Source organism: Lysinibacillus sp. NPDC093190, from assembly GCF_050280425.1.
Lineage (GTDB): Bacteria > Bacillota > Bacilli > Bacillales_A > Planococcaceae > Lysinibacillus.
This window is the reverse complement of record NZ_JBNNVG010000011.1, coordinates 100,582-121,434: the sequence shown is the minus strand read 5'-3', so window position 1 is coordinate 121,434 and position 20,853 is coordinate 100,582. Positions and strand designations below refer to the sequence as shown.

The following is a 20,853-nucleotide window of genomic DNA, read 5'->3' as shown; positions in this document are numbered from 1 at the left end:
TTGCTAAAGTATTTCTATAAAAAATTAAAGCTGTATGAAGCCCTGTATCGAAATATTACTACTATTTAATTTGTAATTGAATAATTGTTATTTTTTCTCATTACAACTTTTTACATTTTATGAAATATATCTTAAACTAAAGTTGTATCAAATTTAAGGAGGAAATGTTAATATGTTGAAAAAATTTATGAGCAGTATTGGAGTAAAAGGCCAGGATTTATATTGTTATAAGACTTGTAAATGGGAAGTTAATTTTGCATGTAATCTTCAGCCCCGAGATAAGAATACCCATTTATTGATTTGTCAAGACAGTACTGGTACTGAAACTAAAATGCTAGGTTGCTGTCATAACTAGACTTTTAGATTTACGATATGGTTAATTACATAGAATAGACTTAGCTGAATTAGTTATATGTTTTTTATTTTTGAAGATTGTAATTACAACCTAATCTAAAAAAGCACTCATAACCCTATTAGTTTATTAAATTAAGGATTATGGGTGTTTTTCTTTTTTAGTTAAATTATGCCTTAAGATGATTTGGATGTGGATGAATTGGAAATGATTTTAATATTCTTATTTATTGTTTTCATTACTATACTAATTGTTACATATAAACAATTAATTTCACTTAATAAAGAGATTGCTTATTTACCAAAAGAGATAAAGCGGGATTTACAAAATAGTCATCCATTAATTGGAGAAAGTATACATGAAGTTGGTCCAGGCAATTGGGACATCGTCAAAAAAGATGTGATAATACAATTTGCCTCACCATCTTGTGCAAGTTGTCATTCTGCAATAGAGGAGTTGATAGAAGCAAATAAATTATATAATACGGAAATTTATGTAGTAATGATGCCTTCTGAAGATAATAAAGAGAGCTCTAATTTTAGAGAAAAGTATAAGGATTTAGTAACTATCCTCCCTTATTCTAGGGAAGTTACTGAAATAATGAATATTACACAATTCCCTACTTTTATTATAGTTAATAAAGAAGGAATAATCTCTCTTGTCACCGTATTAATTAAGAAATTAGACTATTTTATGATTCAAATGTTAAAAACACACGGTGATACAAATGAAGTATAAAAATATAAAAAAAGCGCTTTATTTCATTTTAAAAATAGGTAAATTTTGGTTTTTTGTTTCTCTGTTTACAAATGTTTTTCTAGGTATTATTCCTGCTATAGCACTCTTTATAACGAAAGAATTAGTAAATTCTATAGCTAGAATAATAGCTAACCCTAATCTCACATTTACCATTCCGATTATATTGTTATTATTACAATTAGTAGTCGCCCTTACCAGTACTATTGTACAAAATATTCAGAACTACATAGATAAAAAATTTGAAATCAAATTAGATTATCAATTACAGTTCAAAGTCTTACAAAAGTCTGCTTCTGTTCCTTTAGTATGCTTCGATAATCATAAATTTTATAATCATCTGGCAAGAATAGAGGGAAGTGGTAGCAATTTTTTAACACCATTTAAGTCAATGTTACAAATTATAAAGACATTTATTACCTTTATTTCTATGTTAGTATTTCTTTTTAGTATACATTGGTCATTAGTGTTATTTAGCCTAATAGTTGCTATTCCCATGTTTATAGTACATGCAAGATTTGGTAGTAGAAGATTTTGGTTACTGTACAACCTTACTCCTGAATCACGTGAAGCCACTTATGTTTCGGGCCTATTAAAAGTTCGTGAAACTGCCAAAGAAGTTCGTGCATTCAGGTTGCAAGATTATTTACTGAATAGATGGTCTGAAAAATTTCAAATAAGTAATAAAGCCAATTTAGCATTAGCTAAGAAAGAACATATATCATATATCACATTAGATGGTGTTGCTGCATTGTTTTATGGAGGGGCAGCTATGATAATCATATGGCTAATTCAAAAAACAAAGATTCAAATTGGAGAATTTGTTGTTATTGGAGAAGCTGTGCATACTACTCAGAACTCTATTAATAATATAGCTATTGAACTCGCTAATATTTATGAAAATTCTTTATATATTGATGATTATTACAACTTTATTGAGTCTGAAATTGAGGATAATAGTTTTGAAAAAAACCTTTTATTACCTTCTAATTTAGTAAAAGGAATTAAATTGGAAAACGTTTCATTTAGTTACCCAAATAACAATAATGAAATAATAAAAGATGTAACATTTAATATTAAACCAGGTGAAAAAATTGCAATAGTCGGTGAGAATGGGTCAGGAAAAACTACTCTGATAAAATGTCTCACAGGTTTATACTCCCCTACTAGAGGACGCATATTATATGATGATATTGATATAAAGTATGTAAAACCCGAACAATTATCTGATAAAATAACTATTATTTTCCAAGATTTTACTAAATATAATTTTACTGCACAAGAGAATATAGGGATCAGTTCACCAGTAAATATGAATGATAGGAATCAAATAGAAAATGCATCGAAATTAGCTGAGGCACATGATTTTATTTGTAATTTGAATAAGGGATATGAAACTATGTTAGGCCGTATTCTAGGGGATGGAGTAGATTTATCTGGTGGCCAATGGCAGAAAATTGCAATATCAAGAGCTATATTTAAGGATAGTGAAATTCTAATTTTGGACGAGCCTTCAGCTGCATTAGATCCAATTACAGAGATAAATATATTTAAGAAATTTAATGAGATTTCAAAGGATAAAACAACTATATTTATTTCACATAGAATGGCATCTACAAGGTTAGCAGACCGTATCTTAGTATTAGATAAAGGGGCTGTTGTCGAAGCTGGGACCCATGAGGAATTAATGAGTTTAAATCGACTATATGCAAACATGTATACTAAACAGACAGAATGGCATAATGATGATTTTAGTAAAAAAACAGAAGAGGTACTTGTATGAATTCAGAGTTTGAGTTATTTATTCGGATATGCATGGCTATAATTTTTTTTAGTAGCTCCATTTCTAAATATAATACCTTAGATAAACATATCGGAATAATTGAAAACTACAAAGTTTTACCTCCTAGCTGGTCAAGTGTAGTAGGTAAATTAGATGTGCTAGTAGAATTTTGTCTAGGCATTCTGCTTTTATTAGGATTATTTCAGTTTTTAAGTGGATTAATTGCTGGAGGTTTATTATTAATCTACACAATGGCAATAGTGATAAACATAATGCGCGGACGCAAAGAAATATCTTGTGGATGTGGTGGTGTATTAGGGAATCATAATCTTTCTTGGAAGCTTGTAATACGTAATATTATTTTAGTTTCAATATGTATTCTAGTTTCTTTAAACAAAGAATTACTTTTTTCTATTGATGCCATTATCTTTAGAAACAAATCATTAGAAGTATTTGGATATAAAGCCTGGGAAACCATTTTCGTTACTTTACAAGCTATTATCATAGTACTTATTGCTAAAGAAATTATTAATATAAGAAAACTCTTTAAACGTATTATCTTATCATTTAAAGATTTGTAAATCATTAAAAGGATTGATTTTTATGAGTAATATTCTAATGTATTCAAATATATTATTATGGGTATTTATTATTTTACAGACAATAGTTATCTTTTTATTAACAAAATCAATTACCCATTTTTTAAATCGTTTTAAATTAGAAAAAGCTAATTCTAGAATAGTATCAGTTGGAACTAGGGCTCCATTGTTTAGGGAAGTAAGTGAAGATGGCCAATTGGTAAAATTGAGTGATTATAATAATAAAAATACAATATTATTTTTTGCAAAGGACACTTGTAATGTATGTAAAGCAACTTTGGCAGCCTTAATTAAGGTTATACAAAACACAACATCTATGCGTTTGATTATCGTTGCGCCAGAAGAGGTAGAAGAGAAAAATATAACTTATCCAAACAATGATTATACCTATTTAGTTCGTTCTAATTCTATTCTTATTAATTATGAAGTTTATGATGTTCCTACAATCTTTCTCATAGATCCTAACGGTATTATTTCTAATGTATATTCAAACGATAAGTTAGATGAATTAAAGAAAGATTTAGGGATTAACTCCTAATAATAAACACACTTATATTATAATGCAATACCGAAGTACGACTTGAAAATGGGCATCTTTAGCAAAGAGTTGCATTTTTTCAGAGCGATGCCACCGATGATCATCATTACGATTGTAATGTATTATTCAAGTCACTATTTAGTATTTGAATATAAGTGGTTAACGTTCATTGTAGGTCTTGTTATTTTTAGTGCTGTGCTTGTAGGCTCCTTCTTATTATTTGGAGTGAAAGAAGTAAAAGAATTTAGTGATAAACTAAAAAAGAAATTTTTAAAATAATAGGAAAAAGTGGGTATCTTAGAAACGATTTGATACCCACTTTTTTTATTTATGTTTCAGGCGTGTTAATTAGTAAAATAGATGCTTATTCCATTTTTAACTGATTGTAGCGGAAGGCTACTCGCGAGCTACTGTCGCTGTACTTTCTGCAAAAAGGTTGTTATATTTATAATATTTTATAGTGAAAAAATAGGAGCTGTATTATAATTAGTTTTATTCAGTGTGGAATTTTCTATGAACATATGGATAAATTGGCATTGCTCGGTGATGCCTAAAGGACTATGTCTACTACAATTTAGATAAGGTGGGAAGTATGGCAAGAGGTAGGAAGGTTAATTCAAATGGTGAACGAAGTAAACAATTATTGCTTGAAAAGGCTTTGGAGTTATTTTCTGAAAAAGGTTATCACGATACAAAAATTAGTGATATTGTAAAAGCCGCTAATGTAACTCAACCAACTTTTTATTTATATTTTGAAAGCAAGGACTCTCTCTACAACGATCTGAATGAACGGTTTCAGCGTGGATTTAATGAAATTATGAGTAAACAATCAGAAGAGGTTGAAAAGGGATTAGAGGGCTTTGTTAGAGAGCTAAAACAAAAAATACATATGTTATTCGTTTACATAATCGAAAACCCGAAAATAACAAAAATTGGACTATTTGAATCTGAGCAGTCACTTGTAGTTAAATCTCAACTTACACAGCAATTTACTCACCTTATACATCGTTATGATTGTGCCCATGAATTACAATCATTTTGTACAGATATTCATATAATTGTAGATAGTTTTGTAGGATCCTTTGAGCGTTTAATATTAACTAATTTACTTGAACAAAAAAAACAGCCATGCGAGTTAGCAAGCGACTTAGTCCATTTATACTTTTTTAGAGAAGTAAATACAAATATTTCTCAGGCCGAAAAAAAAATAACAAATTCCTCTCACCATTTAAGGTGAGAGGAATTTGTTATTTTTTAACTGTAATATGAAGATACGCGCCTTTTTGAAGCTTATTGCCTGATTCTTTTTGAATAGATGGATGAACAAGAAGCATATACTCTTGCCCACTGTTTAACGGTTTTGATGGAGTAACAAGTAATGAACTTCCATCGACTTTTGCAGTAATTGGTACTTCGTTACCGCCTAAAGCGACAAGCTGTACACTGCCTTTAGCAATCTGCGAAGAGAGTGCTTGTGAGAATTTCACGGTAAACGTTTTAGAAGTTGGTACATTTTTTAAGCTTGCAAGCTCTTTATAATTTGTATATTGTGCTTTAATTGCATCATAATGTGCCTGGAAAATAGGTGCAGTTTTTGTTTGGACGTTCGGTTTTACCCCAACCTCATTAATCGTTTTCCCTAAAGGACCTGTAAAATTACCGATAGTAAGCTTTAAATAGCTACCATCTTGCAATTCAAAAAAGCCTTGCATACAGCCTTTTCCATACGTAGTTTCTCCATATAAAATAGCAGATTGCTGATCTTGTAATGTTGCTGATAACATTTCAGAGGCGCTAGCACTATAGCGATTTACGAGAATACGTGTATCAGCTGGGAATTTTTCGTTTTGATTGACTGCACGTATTTTATAAGAGGCATGTGCTTCTTGTAGTAAATACGCAATTTTTGCGTTCGGGAATAGCCCTGCAATCTCCTCAGCTGTTGACACATAGCCGCCACCATTGTTTTGTAAATCAAATATAAAAGAGGTTGCACCACGCTGTTTTAATTGAATAAGTGCATCCTTGACAAGCTTTGCACCGTCTTCTGAGAAGGATGACATAGCAATATATCCAACATCCCCAAACAGTAATGCAGATTCCACATTCGGTAATGTGAATTTTTTTCGTGTAATGGTTGTAGTAGAAGTTGTACCATCTGCATGTTTGAGGGTCACTTCTATTTTAGTATCTTCATCACCAACTAATAAGGATGAGGCTTCTTGTGTAGAGCTTCCTACTACGGTTTGCCCGTTAATGGCAATAATAATGTCTCCAGCAACTACACCGGCATTAGATGCACCACTATTCTCAAACACTTGTAAAATATGAATGCCATCTTCATGTTCTTCGATGATTACACCAATCCCAATTGTTGATAGATCGATGCTATTTATAAATTCCTCAAATTCCTTTTTCGTAAAATATGTGGAATAAGGGTCTAGCATATCAATGATTTCAGGAATTGTTTTAGCTTTCTGCAAATTACCATGGATGGTTCCAACATAATTTACCTCTATAATTGCCTTGATTTCCTTTACAAGCTGTTGATCATTGCTTGCAGCAGAAGCGTTTGTAAATGGAAAGATGAAAAAGCTTAGAACGAATACGAAAGACCACAATACTTTTTTCATGGGACACCTCTTTTCTAGATACCTTTATTATACATGAATTTCCATATAACCGTGAATAGGAAAAGGAGGGGATTACCTACAAAAAAATGAATCTGCTAGCCTTTTGCGAGAAAGTAAGTTTATGCAAGATTCATAGACAGTCATTGTCTAAAAGAAGCTTGAGGCTTATTCGCAAAAAGCAAGCAGATTCAAGTTAGATGAAGAAATTTGATAAGTCTCTTTTATTTTTTTGTGAGCTTATGAATGACCAAGCCGATAAGCGCGCCGATTATTGCAGGGACAAGCCATGCCAGACTTTGCTCGTATAATGGTAAAGCTTTTAAAATGTTCACATATGGTGCAATTGTAATCTTCATTTCCTTTAAACCATCATTCAGACTAACAAAGAATGTAGGAATTAATGCTAAAATGTAAACAATTTGTCCACCTTTAAAGAAGTTATCGAAAAGCGACAGAACCATTAACACCATCGCTAGCGGATAGATGATTAATAATACAGGTAGTGATGCACTAATAATTGTTTCAAGACCTACATTTGTAATTGCTGCACTGAAAATTGTGAAAATTACTAAAAACGTTTTATACGAAACTTTAGGAAATAGTTTATGGAAATATTGAGCATTGGCAGTCAGTAAACCTACAGCAGTAGATATACAAGCTAGTAAAATTGTGGCAGCTAATATGATACTTCCAAGTTTACCAAAAAGAACTTCAGCTGACTTCGCAATAATAGTACCACCATTATCAAAAGTACCAATTGCATCAATACTAGTGTTACCAATTTGTCCAAGTGAGATATAGACAAATGATAAGCCAAGAGCGGCAACAATTCCCGCGAAAATTGTCGTTTTGACTTGCTTTTTAGTATCTGACATACCCATGTCGCGCAATGCTTGCAAAATAACGATTCCGAAAACGAGTGCACTTAGTACATCCATTGTTAAGTAGCCTTGAACAAAGCCTTCAGTCAACGGTGACTTAGTGTATTTTCCTATAGCTGTCCCTGGTTCACCCATTGGGGAAATAAAGCTTTTAATCGCTAGTAGTAAAATAACGGCCAATAGAGCAGGCGTTAAAATTTTCCCAACGCGATCGACAAGCTTTGAAGGGTTAATAGCTAAGAATAGTATAAAGGCAAAAAATACTACAGAAGTAATGAAAAGTGGTGCCCAATGATGAGTTGCTGCCTCAGGGAGTAATGGGGCAATCCCAATTTCATAGGATACAGAGCCTGTACGCGGCACTGCAAAAAATGGTCCAATCGCTAAATAAACGATTGATGTAAAAATAACACCAAAGATAGGGCTGACACGATTAGCAAGTAATTGTAGATCGCCACCTGCTTTCGCAATAGCAACGATTGCTAATAGTGGTAATCCGACACCTGTTATTAAGAAACCAATCATGGCTGTTGTTATATGTTCACCAGCTTGTTGACCTAATAATGGGGGGAAGATAATATTTCCAGCACCTAAAAATAAGGCAAATAATAGTAAACCTACTGCCAAATTTTCCTTGATGAAAAGCAAGATGTTTTTCATAAAAATAAAACTCCTTTAAGATTGAAAAGATAAAACTTTCTAAAAATTTTAAATACAGAAGTGTATGTTATCATATGAATACTAATCTTGCAATTAATATTCTTTAACAATTTGTAAGAATTTGTCGGAATCAGTAAGATTCATAAATTGTTTGAAAAATAGTCAGTTTTTCCGATATCTGATTTCTAAAATAACTAGTATGATAGACACACAAGGAAATATTTTAGCACGAACGGAGGTAATTTGGTATGAAAAAGACAAAAAAATTGAGAATCCTTGCTTTAAGCACTATAGCTACTTCATTTTTAGCACTACAGACCGCAGAAGCAGCTACATATACCGTACAAAAAGGAGATACTTTAACTAAAATCGCTCAAAACAATAAAATAACAGTACAAGACATAAAAAGGTGGAACAATTTAACGAATGATATGATTTACGTCGCGCAAAAGCTTGAAGTTTCAAAACAAGCTACTAATGATGCGGTAAAACCTTCAAATCCATCAACAACAAAACCGACAACACCATCAAAGCCCACAACTGTTTCACATACAGTAGTTAAAGGCGATTCATTATCCAAAATCGCTAAGCAATATAATGTGACAATAAAGGAAATTAAAGACTGGAACGGACTTACGACAGATAATATTTTCATTGGACAGGTGTTAAAATTATCTCCAGTAGCTTCAGTACCCGAGAGTGACACAGTACATAATAACGGATCTGCAGATGCGGGAACATCATCAGTAACATCTAAAGATCCCACAGCGAATGGACAAGCTGTTTATAAGAAAACAGTAGACGTAGCTAATTCATTAGTAGGAACACCATATCTCTACGGTGGCAACACATCTGAAGGTCTAGATTGCAGTGGCCTGATTTACTACGCCTTTAACCAAGGTGGTTTAAAAATTGGCAGAGACAGTAGCGAAGGATATTTCTACGGTAATACAACACAAGTTAAAAATCCGATAGCGGGAGATTTAGTATTTTTCCAAAATACGTATAAAGATGGAATATCTCATATGGGTATTTATATAGGTAACAATAAATTTATCCATGCAGGATCAGACGGTGTTGAAATTTCGGACGTTACATACTCTTACTGGTCTACAAGATTAGTAGCTTATAAACGATTCGACGCTATCAAATAAAGTAAAAGCGATTTTTGCATATACGCAGAAATCGCTTTTTTCATGGAGTTTAGATAAAATCGCTCGGGGGAAGGCGATAGTTTCGCTGATAAAAGGTTGAGCATCGCTGATAAGACGGCGAACATCGCTGATAAAAGTGTCAGAATCGCTGATAGGGCGCCGAACATCGCTGATAAAAGTGTCAGAATCGCTGATAAGACGGCGAACATCGCTGATAAAAGGCCCAGAATCGCCGATAAGACATCGAACATCGCCGGTAAAAGTGCCGGAAACGCCGGTAGAACAACGACATCGCTGATAAACCAAAGAACATCGCTGATAAAGGGTTGACCATTGCTCTATAAGAAAATGAACAAATGAAAAAACCCTTCTTTCTATAAAAAGAAGGGTCTTAAACACTTTATTGTGTTACACGTGCTGTCCACCGAGAAAGATCGGCATCTTTTGCGTCAACAAGCTCTGCAGGGAAGATAAATGTCCATGGCTTTGTTGAGTTTGGTTGTACAGTTAATATTGGATCCATTTTAAATGAGCCTTTAGCAATTTGTTTGCCTGTTGCATCAATAATTTCTAGTGGTAATTGTTCTAGATTAATAGCTTTATTATGTCCGTTACGAATGAAGATTGACACATTAAAATTACCGTTATCAGCAAGTTTCGCTTGTAGGCCAGTGAAGTTTACTTCTGTTTCGCCTAACTTAGGTAAAGTTTTTACGATTTTCGCAAGCTCTTCTTTTTGTGCTGTAGGCAGTTGTTTTTCCCATGATGGGTCTAATTCTAATTGGTGACCACGAAGGGAAACAAGGTTGAATGCAATTTTCCAGCCATCTTCTGGTACTTCATCGACTTTTATTGTTGATTTTTCAAAGTCAAATACCCATGGACGAGCACTTTCTGCTGGAATTGTGCCAAGTGCTGCAAAGTCGAATTTTTTAGATGCTACAAGCTCGTCATTTTTATCCATAATGAACAGCTCAATTTCACCTAGCTCAATGGTTTGAGGTAATGATGAGCGGAAAAATGCACGCACTTGCCATTTTTTAGAACGTAGATCTTCTTCAATACTAATAGAAGAAAGTGATAATTGATTTGGCTTCAATGGTTCTAGCTCATTAGCAAGGAAATTAAAAATATACTTTTGCTCCTGTGGAACATCCCAATCTGGATGGAATGATAGCTTAGTCACGACATCGCGATTATCGCTATTCTCCGTAGTAGCACTTCCTAATAAGTCTTTAGAGTCAATTGTGTTTTCTTGAACAACTTTGTCTGATTTTTTAAAGAATGAGAATAAGCCCATTATTGTACCTCCAATTGTGCTTCAATCATTTTCATGAAGCCAGTAATTTCTATAATGATCGAACGACGTAATTCTTGGAAATTCTTTCCGAATAATTCGAGTCCTTCACGTTGGTAAATTCGCATCGGGTCTTCTTGTTGGTAATGACGTAATCCGATTCCTTCTTTTAAGTGTGCCATGTTTTCTAAATGTTTCACCCAGCCACTGTCTAGATAGCTTAGCATTACTTGTGGAATAATTTTCATTACTTCATCATTACTAGAGAACTTTTCCATGCGATCAAGCAACTCTTGTTCAGCAGGTTGAATATCAGCTAAAATTTGTTTTACTTTGCCCACTTCACGATCAATTGTGACAGGAGTAATGAATAGGGAATTGAGCGAGCTCTCCATTTGGTCGTAATCCCATTCCACTGAAGGAAGTTCATCTGGAGCAGCTTCGCGAACAGCGAAATCAACTGTTTCACTTAGCATTTTTTTCAGCTCACCCATTAAATCTTCACCAGTTAAAATTTTATCACGTAGACCGTAAATAACTGTACGTTGGTCATTGATAACATCATCTAATTTTAGGTTATATTCACGCATACCGTATTGAGAGCCTTCAACAATACGTTGTGTACGGTTAATAAGTTCTTGAACTTCTTTAGTTTGGATAATGCCTTTTTCATCGACAACCATTTTTTCTGAGAATTTTTCAACCTCTTCTTTTGCATAACGGCGGAACATATCATCTTCAATAGAGAGAATGAAGCGGCTTTCACCTATGTCACCTTGGCGACCTGAACGACCACGCAGCTGATTATCTACACGGCGGCTTTCATGCTTTTCAGTACCGAGGACATATAAGCCTCCAAGCTCGTGAACTGCTTCATCAAGCACAATATCTGTACCGCGGCCAGCCATATTTGTTGCTACAGTAATACGACCTTTTTGACCAGCTTGTGAAATCAGCTCAACCTCTTGCTCAACTGTTTTAGCGTTCAGCAATTGGAATTTTAAGCCTTCTTTCTTTAAGTGTTCAGCCACTGTTTCAGATTGCAGTATTGACGTTGTCCCAATTAAGACAGGTTGTCCCTTTTCGTGACGACGTTTAGCTTCAGCTGCTACATACTTATATTTATCTTCCTGTTTGTTGAAAATAAGATCAGGCTGATCGACACGTTGACGCGGGCGGTTTGTTGGAATTTGAATAACTTCCATGCCGTACACTTCGCGAATTTCTTTTTCCTGTGTTTTCGCCGTACCCGTCATCCCAGAAAGCTTCGGATACATACGGAAATAGTTCTGAATTGTGATTTGTGCCTGTGCTTTATTTTCTTCAGTAATCGTTACGCCTTCTTTTGCTTCAATCGCTTGATGTAAGCCATCAGATAGCGAACGACCTTCTAAAACACGACCTGTGAACATATCAACAAGCTCGATTTTGTCATCTTTTACGATGTAATCAACGTCGCGCTTGAACATCACATGTGCACGAACTGCTTGGATAACATAATGGTAAAGTGTTTGGTGTTCAAGATCATATAGATTATCAACATTAAAGGCAGCCTCAACCTTTTCAATGCCTACATCTGTTAAAGAAGTAGCTTTTGTTTCATCATCAAAATCGTAATCTTCTTCTTCTTTAAAACGTTTAGCTAGCATAGAGGCTATGCGATGTAGCTCATCATTCGCAGGCATTTTTCCAGCGATAATAAGCGGTGTTTTTGCCTCATCAATAAGGACACTATCTACTTCATCGATAATGGCGAAGTGATAAGGGCGCTGTACTTTATCAGCTAAGCTATGAGCCATGTTGTCGCGTAAGTAGTCAAATCCAAACTCAGTACCTACACCATATGTAATATCTGCGTTGTAGGCTTCTTTTTTTGCATCCGGCTCCATCATCGGTATATTTAAACCAACTGTTAAGCCAAGGAAACGATGGATTTGACCGACAAGCTCGTAGTCACGCTTAGCTAGGTAGTCATTAACTGTAATGACGTGAACACCTTTACCTTCTAATGCGCGTACATAGGAAGGAAGGGAAGCGACAAGCGTTTTACCTTCACCTGTAGGCATCTCTGCAATATTACCTTCAGTTAAAACAAGACCACCGATAAGCTGTACATCAAAATGACGCATACCTAATACACGTTTTGAGGCTTCGCGTACAACAGCAAATGCGTCTGGGATGATCGATGTAATTGGTTCACCTTGTTCTAAACGATCCTTGAAAATAAAAGTCATTTCTTTTAATTCTTCATCTGACTTATTGACATATTTTTCTTCAAGACTATTAATCTGATCTACTATTTTATAGTAGCGTTTCAATTGACGAGCACTAGTTTGCTCATCGTTGCGTTTAAAAATTGAGAACATGAAATTTACGCTCCTTTTAAGTTGTCTAAATGCTAGACACTACATTATTTTATCAAATTTTACGAATGATGACTACATTTGACATGCAGCATTCTTCCAATTTGAAAAAGAGGAATAATATTTGTGAAATGGTGGAAAATAAATAGAAAAAGTATATTTCGGCGTCTGTTCGTGCTATAATCAATTAGAATTTAAATGTAGATTATTTTTTGAGGAGGAGAGACATGCTCTACGTGTCTTTAATAGCAGCATTTGTTGCTTCAATATTGTTAACTCCACTAGTTAAACGATTAGCATTCAGAATAGGTGCAGTCGATGCACCAAACTATCGAAAAGTACATGCACGAATAATGCCAAGACTTGGCGGATTGGCGATTTTCTTTGCGTTTTTAATAGCTGTGGCTATATTCCAGCCGATTTTAATATACAATGAAAATGCTAGCGATTTTTTACTGGCAATTATAATTGGAGCTTGTATTATCGTAGCAACAGGTGTCATAGACGATATGCGTGAAATTTCCGCAAAAGCAAAATTAATTGGTCAGCTTATTGCAGCACTTATCGTTATTTTTGTAGGCGGCATTCAAATCGACATGGTTAATTTACCATTTGTAGGTGAATTAAATTTTGGATTACTAAGTATCCCTTTAACAATTCTTTGGATTGTTGGTATTACAAATGCTATTAATTTAATCGATGGCTTAGATGGTCTAGCGGCAGGTGTTTCAACGATTGCCCTTATTACTTTAGCCGTCATGGCATTTATTATGAGCAATATGTTCGTCTTAGCAATCGCAGCCATTTTAGCAGCAGCAACATTTGGATTTTTATTTTACAATTTCCACCCAGCGAAAATCTTCATGGGAGATACAGGAGCATTATTCCTTGGTTTTATGATATCAGTGCTCGCATTGCTTGGATTTAAAAATATAACGGTCCTAACATTAATTATCCCAGTTATTATACTAGGTGTGCCAATTTCTGATACATTCTTTGCGATTGTTCGTCGTGTTCGCATGAAGCAAAAATGGTCTGATCCAGATAAATCACACTTGCATCACCGTTTACTGGATATGGGCTTCACACATCGTCAAACAGTACTCATTATTTATGGGATTGCCGTGATGTTTGGGTTAGCAGCCATCATTTTCTCAATGGCAAAAGTATGGGGTGCGATTTTACTCGTTGCTGTCATTTTAACTGCAATTGAAATTTTGGTTGAAGTCATCGGACTCGCGGGTAAAAACTATAAACCACTATTGAATTTTGTGCGGATATTTAATAAATAAAACATTTAAGCAATCATCCATTTTTATGAATGATTGCTTTTTTTGTGTCTCGCACCATGTAGTTTACTTTGGAAGTATAGAGGGAAGTGGACGTGTTCAGGTAACATAAAGAAGCTCGGGTCTACGTGAAAAAAATCTCAGCTAGAGTGGTGAATCCGCTCGGGCAAGGTGGAAAAGGTGCTCGGGTAGACCGGAAAACTGCTCGGGTAAAGAGAAAATCCGCTCAGGTAGACCTTGGAACTGCTCGAGTAACATGGTGAAAAGTTCAGGTCTATTTGTGCCCTCAGCCTATAATCTCCTCGCTAAGGAAACATCACAAAATCATGCCATACAAAAAGCCTTTCCACAAATTTATTTAAAAGTGGAAAGGCTTTTATAGTTACTGAGCGCTATTGTTTTCTGTTGCATCATCGCCAACAGCGTTAGCTTTATCAGTATTTTTATTCGTTAAGTTACTAGATGCTTTATTGTAGTCAAGATGGTTTTTCAGCGTTTCAGATATTTCATCAACCGATTCTTGATTTAATTTATAGTAGTAAACACCAGTAGACATATCATCTGTACCATCTAATGTTAAAGAATCAATACGTGGCATCCCTTGTGTTAAATAAGATAAGAATGACTTCATTTCACTAAATGTCATATTTGTCTTCATGTTATCACCAAGTGCTCTAATAACATCATCGTATTTTGTAATGGAGCCTACAGAAGAAACTTTATTAATGATCGCCGTTAAAATCTCTTGTTGACGCTTGCCGCGTTCAATATCATTGTCTTGTTTACGTGTTCTTGCAAGTGCAAGTGCCTGACTTCCGTTTAAATGCTGTAAACCAGGCTTTAAGTTGATGGAATTGCGATCAAATTCGTCTTTTTCGTGTAACTTATACGGCACTTCAGCTTCGATTCCACCTAATGCATCAACTACGTCAATAAATGCATTAAAGTTCATACGCACATAATAGTCAATTGGCACATCTAATAGTTGTTCTACAGTATCAATTGTTGAAATTGTTCCACCAAAGGCATGTGCATGAGTAATTTTATCCTTACGATTTACAGAAGGAATATAAACATAAGAATCTCGAGGGATACTTAGCATTTTAATCGTTTTTGTCTTATTATTTAATGTTGCTAGGATTAATGCGTCAGAACGTGAGTGCTCAGAGCCTTGCCCGCGATTTTCACTATCATCAACACCGACAAATAGGATTGAAACATTATCGTGTACTGGTTCTACTTTTTCATCACGAAGTGAAGAAATGTCTCGACCTTTTAATTCTTCATGAGCTGAGTCTGCTGCATGCTTTGCTTGCTTCGCGATATAAACACCATAAGCAGTCGCGCAAATTAGTAAACTAGCAACTAAAAGAAGGGCAACTTTTATAATTAGTGAAGCTTTAGAAGACCTCTTTTTGCTTTTATTTTTAGTTCTATTTTTCATATTTGATATATTCTCCTCTGAATTTTGGGAATAATAATGTGATTAAACTAAACTTTATTCAAGTACTTTTAGAATTTGAGTAAATGATAAAATAGCTCAATATTAAAATTATACTATGGATATTTAGTTTTCGACAATTAAAACTATTTATTTCACAACAAATTCGATAAATTGAGCATTCTCAAAAGTAATGTTTGCTTGTCCATTTGTCATTTCTGTTACCCAGTTTTGAAACTGTTCTTCTTCCTCTTTTAACACAGAGACAATGATTTCAACGCCTTCCAAGTAGCGAATTTCTTCTAATGAATATGAAGACCCTCGAATTTCATTTTCTACTTTGCCAAGCCATGTATAATCAATGGCAATTTTCATCAAATGATGAAGCTTGCGTTCGACTACTTGGGCAGCAAGTAAACCTTCTGTTGTCGCTTTTCCGTACGCACGAATAAGACCGCCACCGCCAAGCTTAATGCCACCAAAGTAACGTGTGACGACAACGACTGTATCCTTTAACCCTTGTTTTTTTAGAACCTCTAACATAGGGACGCCAGCTGTGCCACTCGGTTCCCCGTCATCATTTGCTTTTTGAATATGATCATGCTCTCCAATAATATAGGCTGAACAATTATGAGTCGCATTATGATGCATTTTTTTTATGCGTTCAATAAAAGAAATTGCATCCTCTTCCGTTTCTATACGTTCTATATAAGTAAGGAAGCGAGATTTTGAAATAACAATTTCGCTTTCTCCATATCCTTTTACAGTTAAATAGTTTTCTCTCATCAGTATCAATCTCCTTTAAAGTAGAGTTCTATTCTATAATTTTCATAAAGAAAAAGCATTAAATTTTAACATGGTGATGCTATAATAGGTGTAGACTATGTAATTGGTCTATTGAAATAGTAAGTAATCATAAGACATTAGACTGGGGAGTATACTATGTTTTCAAATGATACCTTCGATTTAAAGTCGCTTGATGACATATTTAATCGAATGTTAGAAACAATCATGAGCTCAAAAGATGATATCTTTATTATAAGTGAACAAAGCCGAAGAAGCTTTGAAGATATGAAAATAGAGCTAGAAATTGTTCGAAAACAAGTTTCAATTGTTATTGATGAAGGCGATGCTTTAGAAAAAAGCACACAGCTTGCTAAGCAAAGACTTGTGTTAGTGAGTAAAGCTTTTGATAATTATACCGAAGAACAAGTTAGAGAAGCATATGAAACTGCTCATGATTTTCAAGTGAAGCTCTCTGTTATTAGAACACAAGAAAAGCAGCTACGTGATAAAAGAGATGATTTAGAGAGAAGATTAAGAGCATTACTCGATACGATTGAACGTGCAGATCATATTGTCAATCAAGTAAATGTCGTTTTGAATTACTTAACTTCAGATTTAAAAAATGTTGGTTTAGCACTTGAACAAGCAAAAATGAAACAAGATTTTGGTATACGTATTATTGCAGCACAAGAAGAGGAGCGCAAACGTCTATCTAGGGAAATTCATGATGGACCTGCTCAGATGCTGGCAAATGTACTCATGCGCACTGATTTAATAGACAGAACGTATCGTGAAAAGGGCATTGAATATGCTTTGGCTGAAATTACTGATTTAAAAAAAACGGTGCGTAATGCATTATCAGAGGTGCGACGTATTATCTATGATTTAAGACCAATGGCACTTGATGATTTGGGAATTGTTCCGACATTAAAAAAATACTTATCGACAGTGACTGAATATAATCCTGGTGTTGAAGTTCATTTCCAATCGAGAAGCACCGAAAAGCGTATTCCATCAAACTATGAAGTATCTATTTTCCGATTAGTGCAAGAATGTGTAACAAATGCCATGAAGCACGGGAAATGTAAGGATATTTGGGTAAAACTTGAGTGGTTGAAAAATGCCGTAAATATCGTTGTAAAGGACGATGGCATAGGTTTCGATCCGCAGGTAGTTAAAGACCATTCCTTTGGGATATTAGGTATGAAAGAACGGATCGAAATTTTGGATGGGACAATCTCAATTACAAGTGAGATAAATCGAGGTACGACGGTTTTATTTAAAATTCCGTTAGAAGTATAGTAAAACGATTGTTGGAGAATTTTAGGGGGTAAAGACAAATGACGAAGATTATTATTGTAGACGATCACCAGCTATTCCGCGAAGGAGTAAAACGTATTTTAGACTTTGAAGATACGTTTGATGTAGTAGCAGAAGGTGATGATGGAACAGATGTGGTAACTTTATATGCTGAAAATCAACCAGATGTTGTACTAATGGACATTAATATGCCAGGGAAAAATGGAGTAGAGGCAACAGCAGAGTTGATTAGTGAATTCCCAGATGCGAAGGTGATTATGCTATCTATTCATGATGATGAAACATACGTAACACACGCGCTAAAATCTGGATCACTTGGCTATATGCTAAAAGAGATGGATGCTGACGAAATTGTTGAAGCGATTAAAGTAGTTGCGAATGGTGGATCATACCTACATCCGAAAGTAACTAAAAATTTAGTAGCGGAATTCCGTCGTCTTTCTGAGCATGAAAATAAAGGTAACTTCCATCAAACAGAAATTCGTCGCCCATTCCATTTACTAACAAAACGTGAATGTGAAGTGTTACAATTATTAACAGATGGACAATCTAACCGTACAATTGGTGAGACACTGTTTATTTCTGAAAAAACAGTTAAAAACCACGTTTCAAGCATTTTACAAAAAATGAATGTAAACGACCGTACACAAGCTGTTGTTACAGCCATCAAAAATGGCTGGGTTGAAGTACGCTAATAGCATATATTGAATTTAAAGCTGTTTTTAAAGGCTACTATATTATTTAGTAGTTTTTAAAGCAGTTTTTTTAGTAAAAATAAACCGCCGCATTTGTGGCGGAATCGTAGCGTCATCCCTCAGGAGACTCCCCTTATAGTGTAATGCCTATTCATACCGTTCCATTCCAGTGTGTGACGAATCATCATAACGTGAAATAATTAAATACATAGAGATCACTTTAATAGTGCAACATTTTAAAATCATGGGCGTCATAAGGAAGATGTAACACCTAAATGTTGAAAATGCATAACAAAATTCCTACAACGGGATTTATATGCTACAATATGCGCGGGAGGTTTTTTGATGTTAAAGAAAAGTTTTCTAGCAGTTCTTACCTTATTAATGTTAACTGCATTAATGTTAACTGCCTGTGGTAATAAAAAAGATGAAATGAGTGCAGAAGAAAAACAAAAAATCATTGATGATGGAACCGTAGGGTTTGAAATGAATGGTGGGAAAATAACAAAGGCAGAAAATATCCCTGCTGATGAAGAAAAAGCAATAATAGCGGCATTTAATGAATATATTGCAGCTTTCAATTCAAATGAAATTGATCGTTATATGCAAACAATCTCGAAGAATCCTAAAGGTTTCAATTATGAAGAAGACAAAAAATACACGTCAGAAGTATTTAAACAGTCAGACGTTAAACGAGATGCTAAAGATACTACAATTATAAAATATAACGCAAATGAAGCACAGGTCCATTCAAATTTAACAGTACATTTAGTACAAACTAAAACAAATGTGAAGCATGAAAGTGCAGGACAACAAGTTACAGTATTCGTCAAAGAAGATGGACGCTGGAAGGTCACTAGCGTCTTTTATATGGATGACACGAAATCAAGTACTGGCAAATAAAATGAGGATATCTTCATTCAGGCTCATCACTAAGAGTTGAGGTTAGGCGTTTTCTGGGATTAGCGTCAAAGATAAGACACTAGAACGAGCTAAGGCTAAAAGCAACAGTTCATTGGACTTGCCTAGCTGGAACGGAAATCAACCCCACGTTATGGTGATGAGCCTTTATCTACTTAAACGAAGGATTTAATTGAATGAAGATCAACCTCTAGCGAATTAGTTTTGCTAAGAGCAGTATACATAGAAAATGAATGTGAAATGGATGCTAAATTTAACAATTTAACAATTTAGCAGATGTCTAGAATGATGAAAGAGTGAAGCGTACTACTCTTATTCAACATTCGGACGAGATTACGCAATGTCGTAATTCATTTCACATTCATTTCTTTTTATCTGCAAAAGCGAAGCGACAGCAACAATTTTTTTATCTGTGCGAAGCGAAGCGACAGCAACAATTTTTTTATCTGTGCGAAAGCGAAGCGACAGCCACAATTGCGCCGAGGCGCAATTGATTGTAAACTATGTAGAATAGGAGAGTGGACATGGATGAGGACAGCAATCGTAACAGATAGTACTGCATATATTCCGGCTGAGGAACGAGCTCGCTTAAACATTCATATGATTCCGTTAAGTGTAAATATCTCAGGACAATTATTTGCAGAAGAAGTAGATATCACGGCATCTGAATTTTATGATAAAGTACGCGGGGCAAAAGAATTTCCAAAAACAACACAGCCCCCAATTGGAGAATTTGCCGCTCTCTTTGAAGAACTGGCAAAAGAGTATGATGAGGTAATATCTATTCATTTATCAAGTGGAATCAGTGGAACATATCAAGGTGCAATTCAAGCAGGCGAGATGGTAGAAGGCATTGATATGTACGCTTTTGATAGTGAAATATCCTGTGCGGTACAGGGTTTTTACGTTCTACGAGCAGCTGAAATGGCAGCTCAGGGCTTTTCTGCAAAAGAAATTCTCGCTACATTAGCGGACATGCAGCAGACAATTCGTGCTTACTTCATTGTAGACGACTTAGGGCACTTACAACGTGGGGGACGTCTGTCTTCAGCAGCTGCATTAATTGGCGGCTTATTACAAGTAAAGCCAGTACTTCATTTTGTGGACAAGGTCATTGTACCTTTTGAAAAAATTCGTACGCGTAAAAAAGCATTAAAGCGTGCGGAGGAGCTACTAGCTGAGGATGTTCAAAAGTATGAAGCACTGGACGCGGTTGTGATTCACGGCAATTGCCAGGCTGAAGCCGAAGAATGGCTAGCACAACTAGCAGCAACCTACCCGAACGTTAACTTTAAATTGAGCTATTTCGGTCCCGTAATTGGCACACACTTAGGTGAAGGCTCAATGGGTCTAGGCTGGACAAAAAAATAATCTTAAGTGAGACA

The 20,853-nt window shown here is 35.0% G+C and carries 18 protein-coding genes; 12 read left to right on the top strand and 6 right to left on the bottom strand.

Annotated features, from left to right (window positions below; genetic code table 11):
• Nucleotides 1–544: 544 nt before the first annotated feature.
• The 6 genes from ACQKOF_RS11150 (at nucleotide 545) to ACQKOF_RS11125 (ending at nucleotide 5,265) form a co-directional block, all read left to right on the top strand.
• Complete coding sequence (locus ACQKOF_RS11150; RefSeq protein ID WP_427556716.1) at nucleotides 545–1,090, top strand: TlpA family protein disulfide reductase; 546 nt, start codon at nucleotides 545–547, stop codon at nucleotides 1,088–1,090.
• The gene (locus tag ACQKOF_RS11145; RefSeq protein WP_427556714.1) at nucleotides 1,080–2,891 is read left to right on the top strand and encodes an ABC transporter ATP-binding protein; all 1,812 of its coding nucleotides are present in this window, start codon (nucleotides 1,080–1,082) and stop codon (nucleotides 2,889–2,891) included. Before ACQKOF_RS11150 ends, ACQKOF_RS11145 begins: the two co-directional genes overlap by 11 nt.
• Nucleotides 2,888–3,472 (top strand): MauE/DoxX family redox-associated membrane protein, encoded by a 585-nt coding sequence (locus tag ACQKOF_RS11140; protein WP_427556712.1) that lies wholly within the window; start codon nucleotides 2,888–2,890, stop codon nucleotides 3,470–3,472. The genes ACQKOF_RS11145 and ACQKOF_RS11140 overlap by 4 nt, the downstream gene beginning before the upstream one ends.
• A gap of 22 nt (nucleotides 3,473–3,494) precedes the next feature.
• Complete coding sequence (locus ACQKOF_RS11135; RefSeq protein WP_427556709.1) at nucleotides 3,495–4,028, top strand: peroxiredoxin family protein; 534 nt, start codon at nucleotides 3,495–3,497, stop codon at nucleotides 4,026–4,028.
• 48 nt (nucleotides 4,029–4,076) lie between these two features.
• A complete protein-coding gene (locus tag ACQKOF_RS11130) occupies nucleotides 4,077–4,307 on the top strand; it encodes a hypothetical protein (protein WP_427556706.1) in 231 nt (76 codons plus the stop codon).
• Nucleotides 4,308–4,620: 313 nt separating this feature from the next.
• Nucleotides 4,621–5,265, top strand: a complete 645-nt coding sequence (locus ACQKOF_RS11125; RefSeq protein WP_427556703.1) for a TetR/AcrR family transcriptional regulator — start codon at nucleotides 4,621–4,623, stop codon at nucleotides 5,263–5,265.
• Nucleotides 5,266–5,275: 10 nt separating this feature from the next.
• Here ACQKOF_RS11125 and ACQKOF_RS11120 read toward each other — a convergent pair whose 3' ends face one another.
• Complete coding sequence (locus tag ACQKOF_RS11120) at nucleotides 5,276–6,661, bottom strand: S41 family peptidase (protein ID WP_427556700.1); 1,386 nt, start codon at nucleotides 6,659–6,661, stop codon at nucleotides 5,276–5,278.
• 221 nt (nucleotides 6,662–6,882) lie between these two features.
• Entirely contained in the window at nucleotides 6,883–8,202 is a 1,320-nt protein-coding gene (brnQ, locus tag ACQKOF_RS11115) for a branched-chain amino acid transport system II carrier protein (protein WP_427556697.1), read from the bottom strand.
• A 248-nt stretch (nucleotides 8,203–8,450) separates the two neighbouring features.
• Here brnQ and ACQKOF_RS11110 point away from each other — a divergent pair, with 248 nt between their 5' ends.
• The gene (locus ACQKOF_RS11110) at nucleotides 8,451–9,356 is read left to right on the top strand and encodes a LysM peptidoglycan-binding domain-containing protein (RefSeq protein ID WP_427556694.1); all 906 of its coding nucleotides are present in this window, start codon (nucleotides 8,451–8,453) and stop codon (nucleotides 9,354–9,356) included.
• A 400-nt stretch (nucleotides 9,357–9,756) separates the two neighbouring features.
• Here ACQKOF_RS11110 and ACQKOF_RS11105 read toward each other — a convergent pair whose 3' ends face one another.
• Both ACQKOF_RS11105 and secA2 read right to left on the bottom strand, forming a co-directional pair.
• Complete coding sequence (locus ACQKOF_RS11105) at nucleotides 9,757–10,656, bottom strand: accessory Sec system S-layer assembly protein (protein WP_427556692.1); 900 nt, start codon at nucleotides 10,654–10,656, stop codon at nucleotides 9,757–9,759.
• Nucleotides 10,656–13,019: an accessory Sec system translocase SecA2 gene (gene secA2 / locus ACQKOF_RS11100; RefSeq protein WP_427556689.1), complete on the bottom strand. Its 2,364-nt coding sequence runs from the start codon at nucleotides 13,017–13,019 to the stop codon at nucleotides 10,656–10,658. Before secA2 ends, ACQKOF_RS11105 begins: the two co-directional genes overlap by 1 nt.
• 224 nt (nucleotides 13,020–13,243) lie before the next feature.
• Here secA2 and ACQKOF_RS11095 point away from each other — a divergent pair, with 224 nt between their 5' ends.
• Nucleotides 13,244–14,308, top strand: a complete 1,065-nt coding sequence (locus ACQKOF_RS11095; protein WP_427556686.1) for a glycosyltransferase family 4 protein — start codon at nucleotides 13,244–13,246, stop codon at nucleotides 14,306–14,308.
• A 379-nt stretch (nucleotides 14,309–14,687) separates the two neighbouring features.
• Here ACQKOF_RS11095 and ACQKOF_RS11090 read toward each other — a convergent pair whose 3' ends face one another.
• Nucleotides 14,688–15,749, bottom strand: a complete 1,062-nt coding sequence (locus ACQKOF_RS11090; RefSeq protein WP_427556683.1) for an LCP family protein — start codon at nucleotides 15,747–15,749, stop codon at nucleotides 14,688–14,690.
• A gap of 147 nt (nucleotides 15,750–15,896) precedes the next feature.
• The gene (locus ACQKOF_RS11085) at nucleotides 15,897–16,532 is read right to left on the bottom strand and encodes a YigZ family protein (RefSeq protein ID WP_427556680.1); all 636 of its coding nucleotides are present in this window, start codon (nucleotides 16,530–16,532) and stop codon (nucleotides 15,897–15,899) included.
• 156 nt (nucleotides 16,533–16,688) lie between these two features.
• On the opposite strand from ACQKOF_RS11085, the gene ACQKOF_RS11080 reads away from it, so the two are divergent.
• The 4 genes from ACQKOF_RS11080 (at nucleotide 16,689) to ACQKOF_RS11065 (ending at nucleotide 20,839) form a co-directional block, all read left to right on the top strand.
• Entirely contained in the window at nucleotides 16,689–17,834 is a 1,146-nt protein-coding gene (locus tag ACQKOF_RS11080) for a sensor histidine kinase (RefSeq protein WP_427556677.1), read from the top strand.
• Nucleotides 17,835–17,872: 38 nt separating this feature from the next.
• Nucleotides 17,873–18,547, top strand: coding sequence for a response regulator transcription factor (locus ACQKOF_RS11075; protein ID WP_053596394.1), 675 nt, complete (start codon nucleotides 17,873–17,875; stop codon nucleotides 18,545–18,547).
• Nucleotides 18,548–18,892: 345 nt separating this feature from the next.
• Nucleotides 18,893–19,450 carry a nuclear transport factor 2 family protein gene (locus ACQKOF_RS11070; protein WP_427556674.1) on the top strand — a complete coding sequence of 186 codons (558 nt, stop codon included), beginning with the start codon at nucleotides 18,893–18,895 and terminating at the stop codon, nucleotides 19,448–19,450.
• A gap of 546 nt (nucleotides 19,451–19,996) precedes the next feature.
• Entirely contained in the window at nucleotides 19,997–20,839 is an 843-nt protein-coding gene (locus tag ACQKOF_RS11065) for a DegV family protein (RefSeq protein WP_370048143.1), read from the top strand.
• The last annotated feature ends 14 nt before the right edge of the window (nucleotides 20,840–20,853 follow it).

Bases quoted from the DNA above. Each gene is read 5' to 3' on its own strand.
- ACQKOF_RS11145 (WP_427556714.1), top strand. From the start codon at position 1,080: ATGAAGTATAAAAATATAAAAAAAGCGCTTTATTTCATTTTAAAAATA.
- ACQKOF_RS11140 (WP_427556712.1), top strand. From the start codon at position 2,888: ATGAATTCAGAGTTTGAGTTATTTATTCGGATATGCATGGCTATAATT.
- ACQKOF_RS11135 (WP_427556709.1), top strand. From the start codon at position 3,495: ATGAGTAATATTCTAATGTATTCAAATATATTATTATGGGTATTTATT.
- ACQKOF_RS11130 (WP_427556706.1), top strand. From the start codon at position 4,077: ATGGGCATCTTTAGCAAAGAGTTGCATTTTTTCAGAGCGATGCCACCG.
- ACQKOF_RS11125 (WP_427556703.1), top strand. From the start codon at position 4,621: ATGGCAAGAGGTAGGAAGGTTAATTCAAATGGTGAACGAAGTAAACAA.
- ACQKOF_RS11120 (WP_427556700.1), bottom strand. From the start codon at position 6,661: ATGAAAAAAGTATTGTGGTCTTTCGTATTCGTTCTAAGCTTTTTCATC.
- brnQ (WP_427556697.1), bottom strand. From the start codon at position 8,202: ATGAAAAACATCTTGCTTTTCATCAAGGAAAATTTGGCAGTAGGTTTA.
- ACQKOF_RS11110 (WP_427556694.1), top strand. From the start codon at position 8,451: ATGAAAAAGACAAAAAAATTGAGAATCCTTGCTTTAAGCACTATAGCT.
- ACQKOF_RS11105 (WP_427556692.1), bottom strand. From the start codon at position 10,656: ATGGGCTTATTCTCATTCTTTAAAAAATCAGACAAAGTTGTTCAAGAA.
- secA2 (WP_427556689.1), bottom strand. From the start codon at position 13,019: ATGTTCTCAATTTTTAAACGCAACGATGAGCAAACTAGTGCTCGTCAA.
- ACQKOF_RS11095 (WP_427556686.1), top strand. From the start codon at position 13,244: ATGCTCTACGTGTCTTTAATAGCAGCATTTGTTGCTTCAATATTGTTA.
- ACQKOF_RS11090 (WP_427556683.1), bottom strand. From the start codon at position 15,749: ATGAAAAATAGAACTAAAAATAAAAGCAAAAAGAGGTCTTCTAAAGCT.
- ACQKOF_RS11085 (WP_427556680.1), bottom strand. From the start codon at position 16,532: ATGAGAGAAAACTATTTAACTGTAAAAGGATATGGAGAAAGCGAAATT.
- ACQKOF_RS11080 (WP_427556677.1), top strand. From the start codon at position 16,689: ATGTTTTCAAATGATACCTTCGATTTAAAGTCGCTTGATGACATATTT.
- ACQKOF_RS11075 (WP_053596394.1), top strand. From the start codon at position 17,873: ATGACGAAGATTATTATTGTAGACGATCACCAGCTATTCCGCGAAGGA.
- ACQKOF_RS11070 (WP_427556674.1), top strand. From the start codon at position 18,893: ATGTTAAAGAAAAGTTTTCTAGCAGTTCTTACCTTATTAATGTTAACT.
- ACQKOF_RS11065 (WP_370048143.1), top strand. From the start codon at position 19,997: ATGAGGACAGCAATCGTAACAGATAGTACTGCATATATTCCGGCTGAG.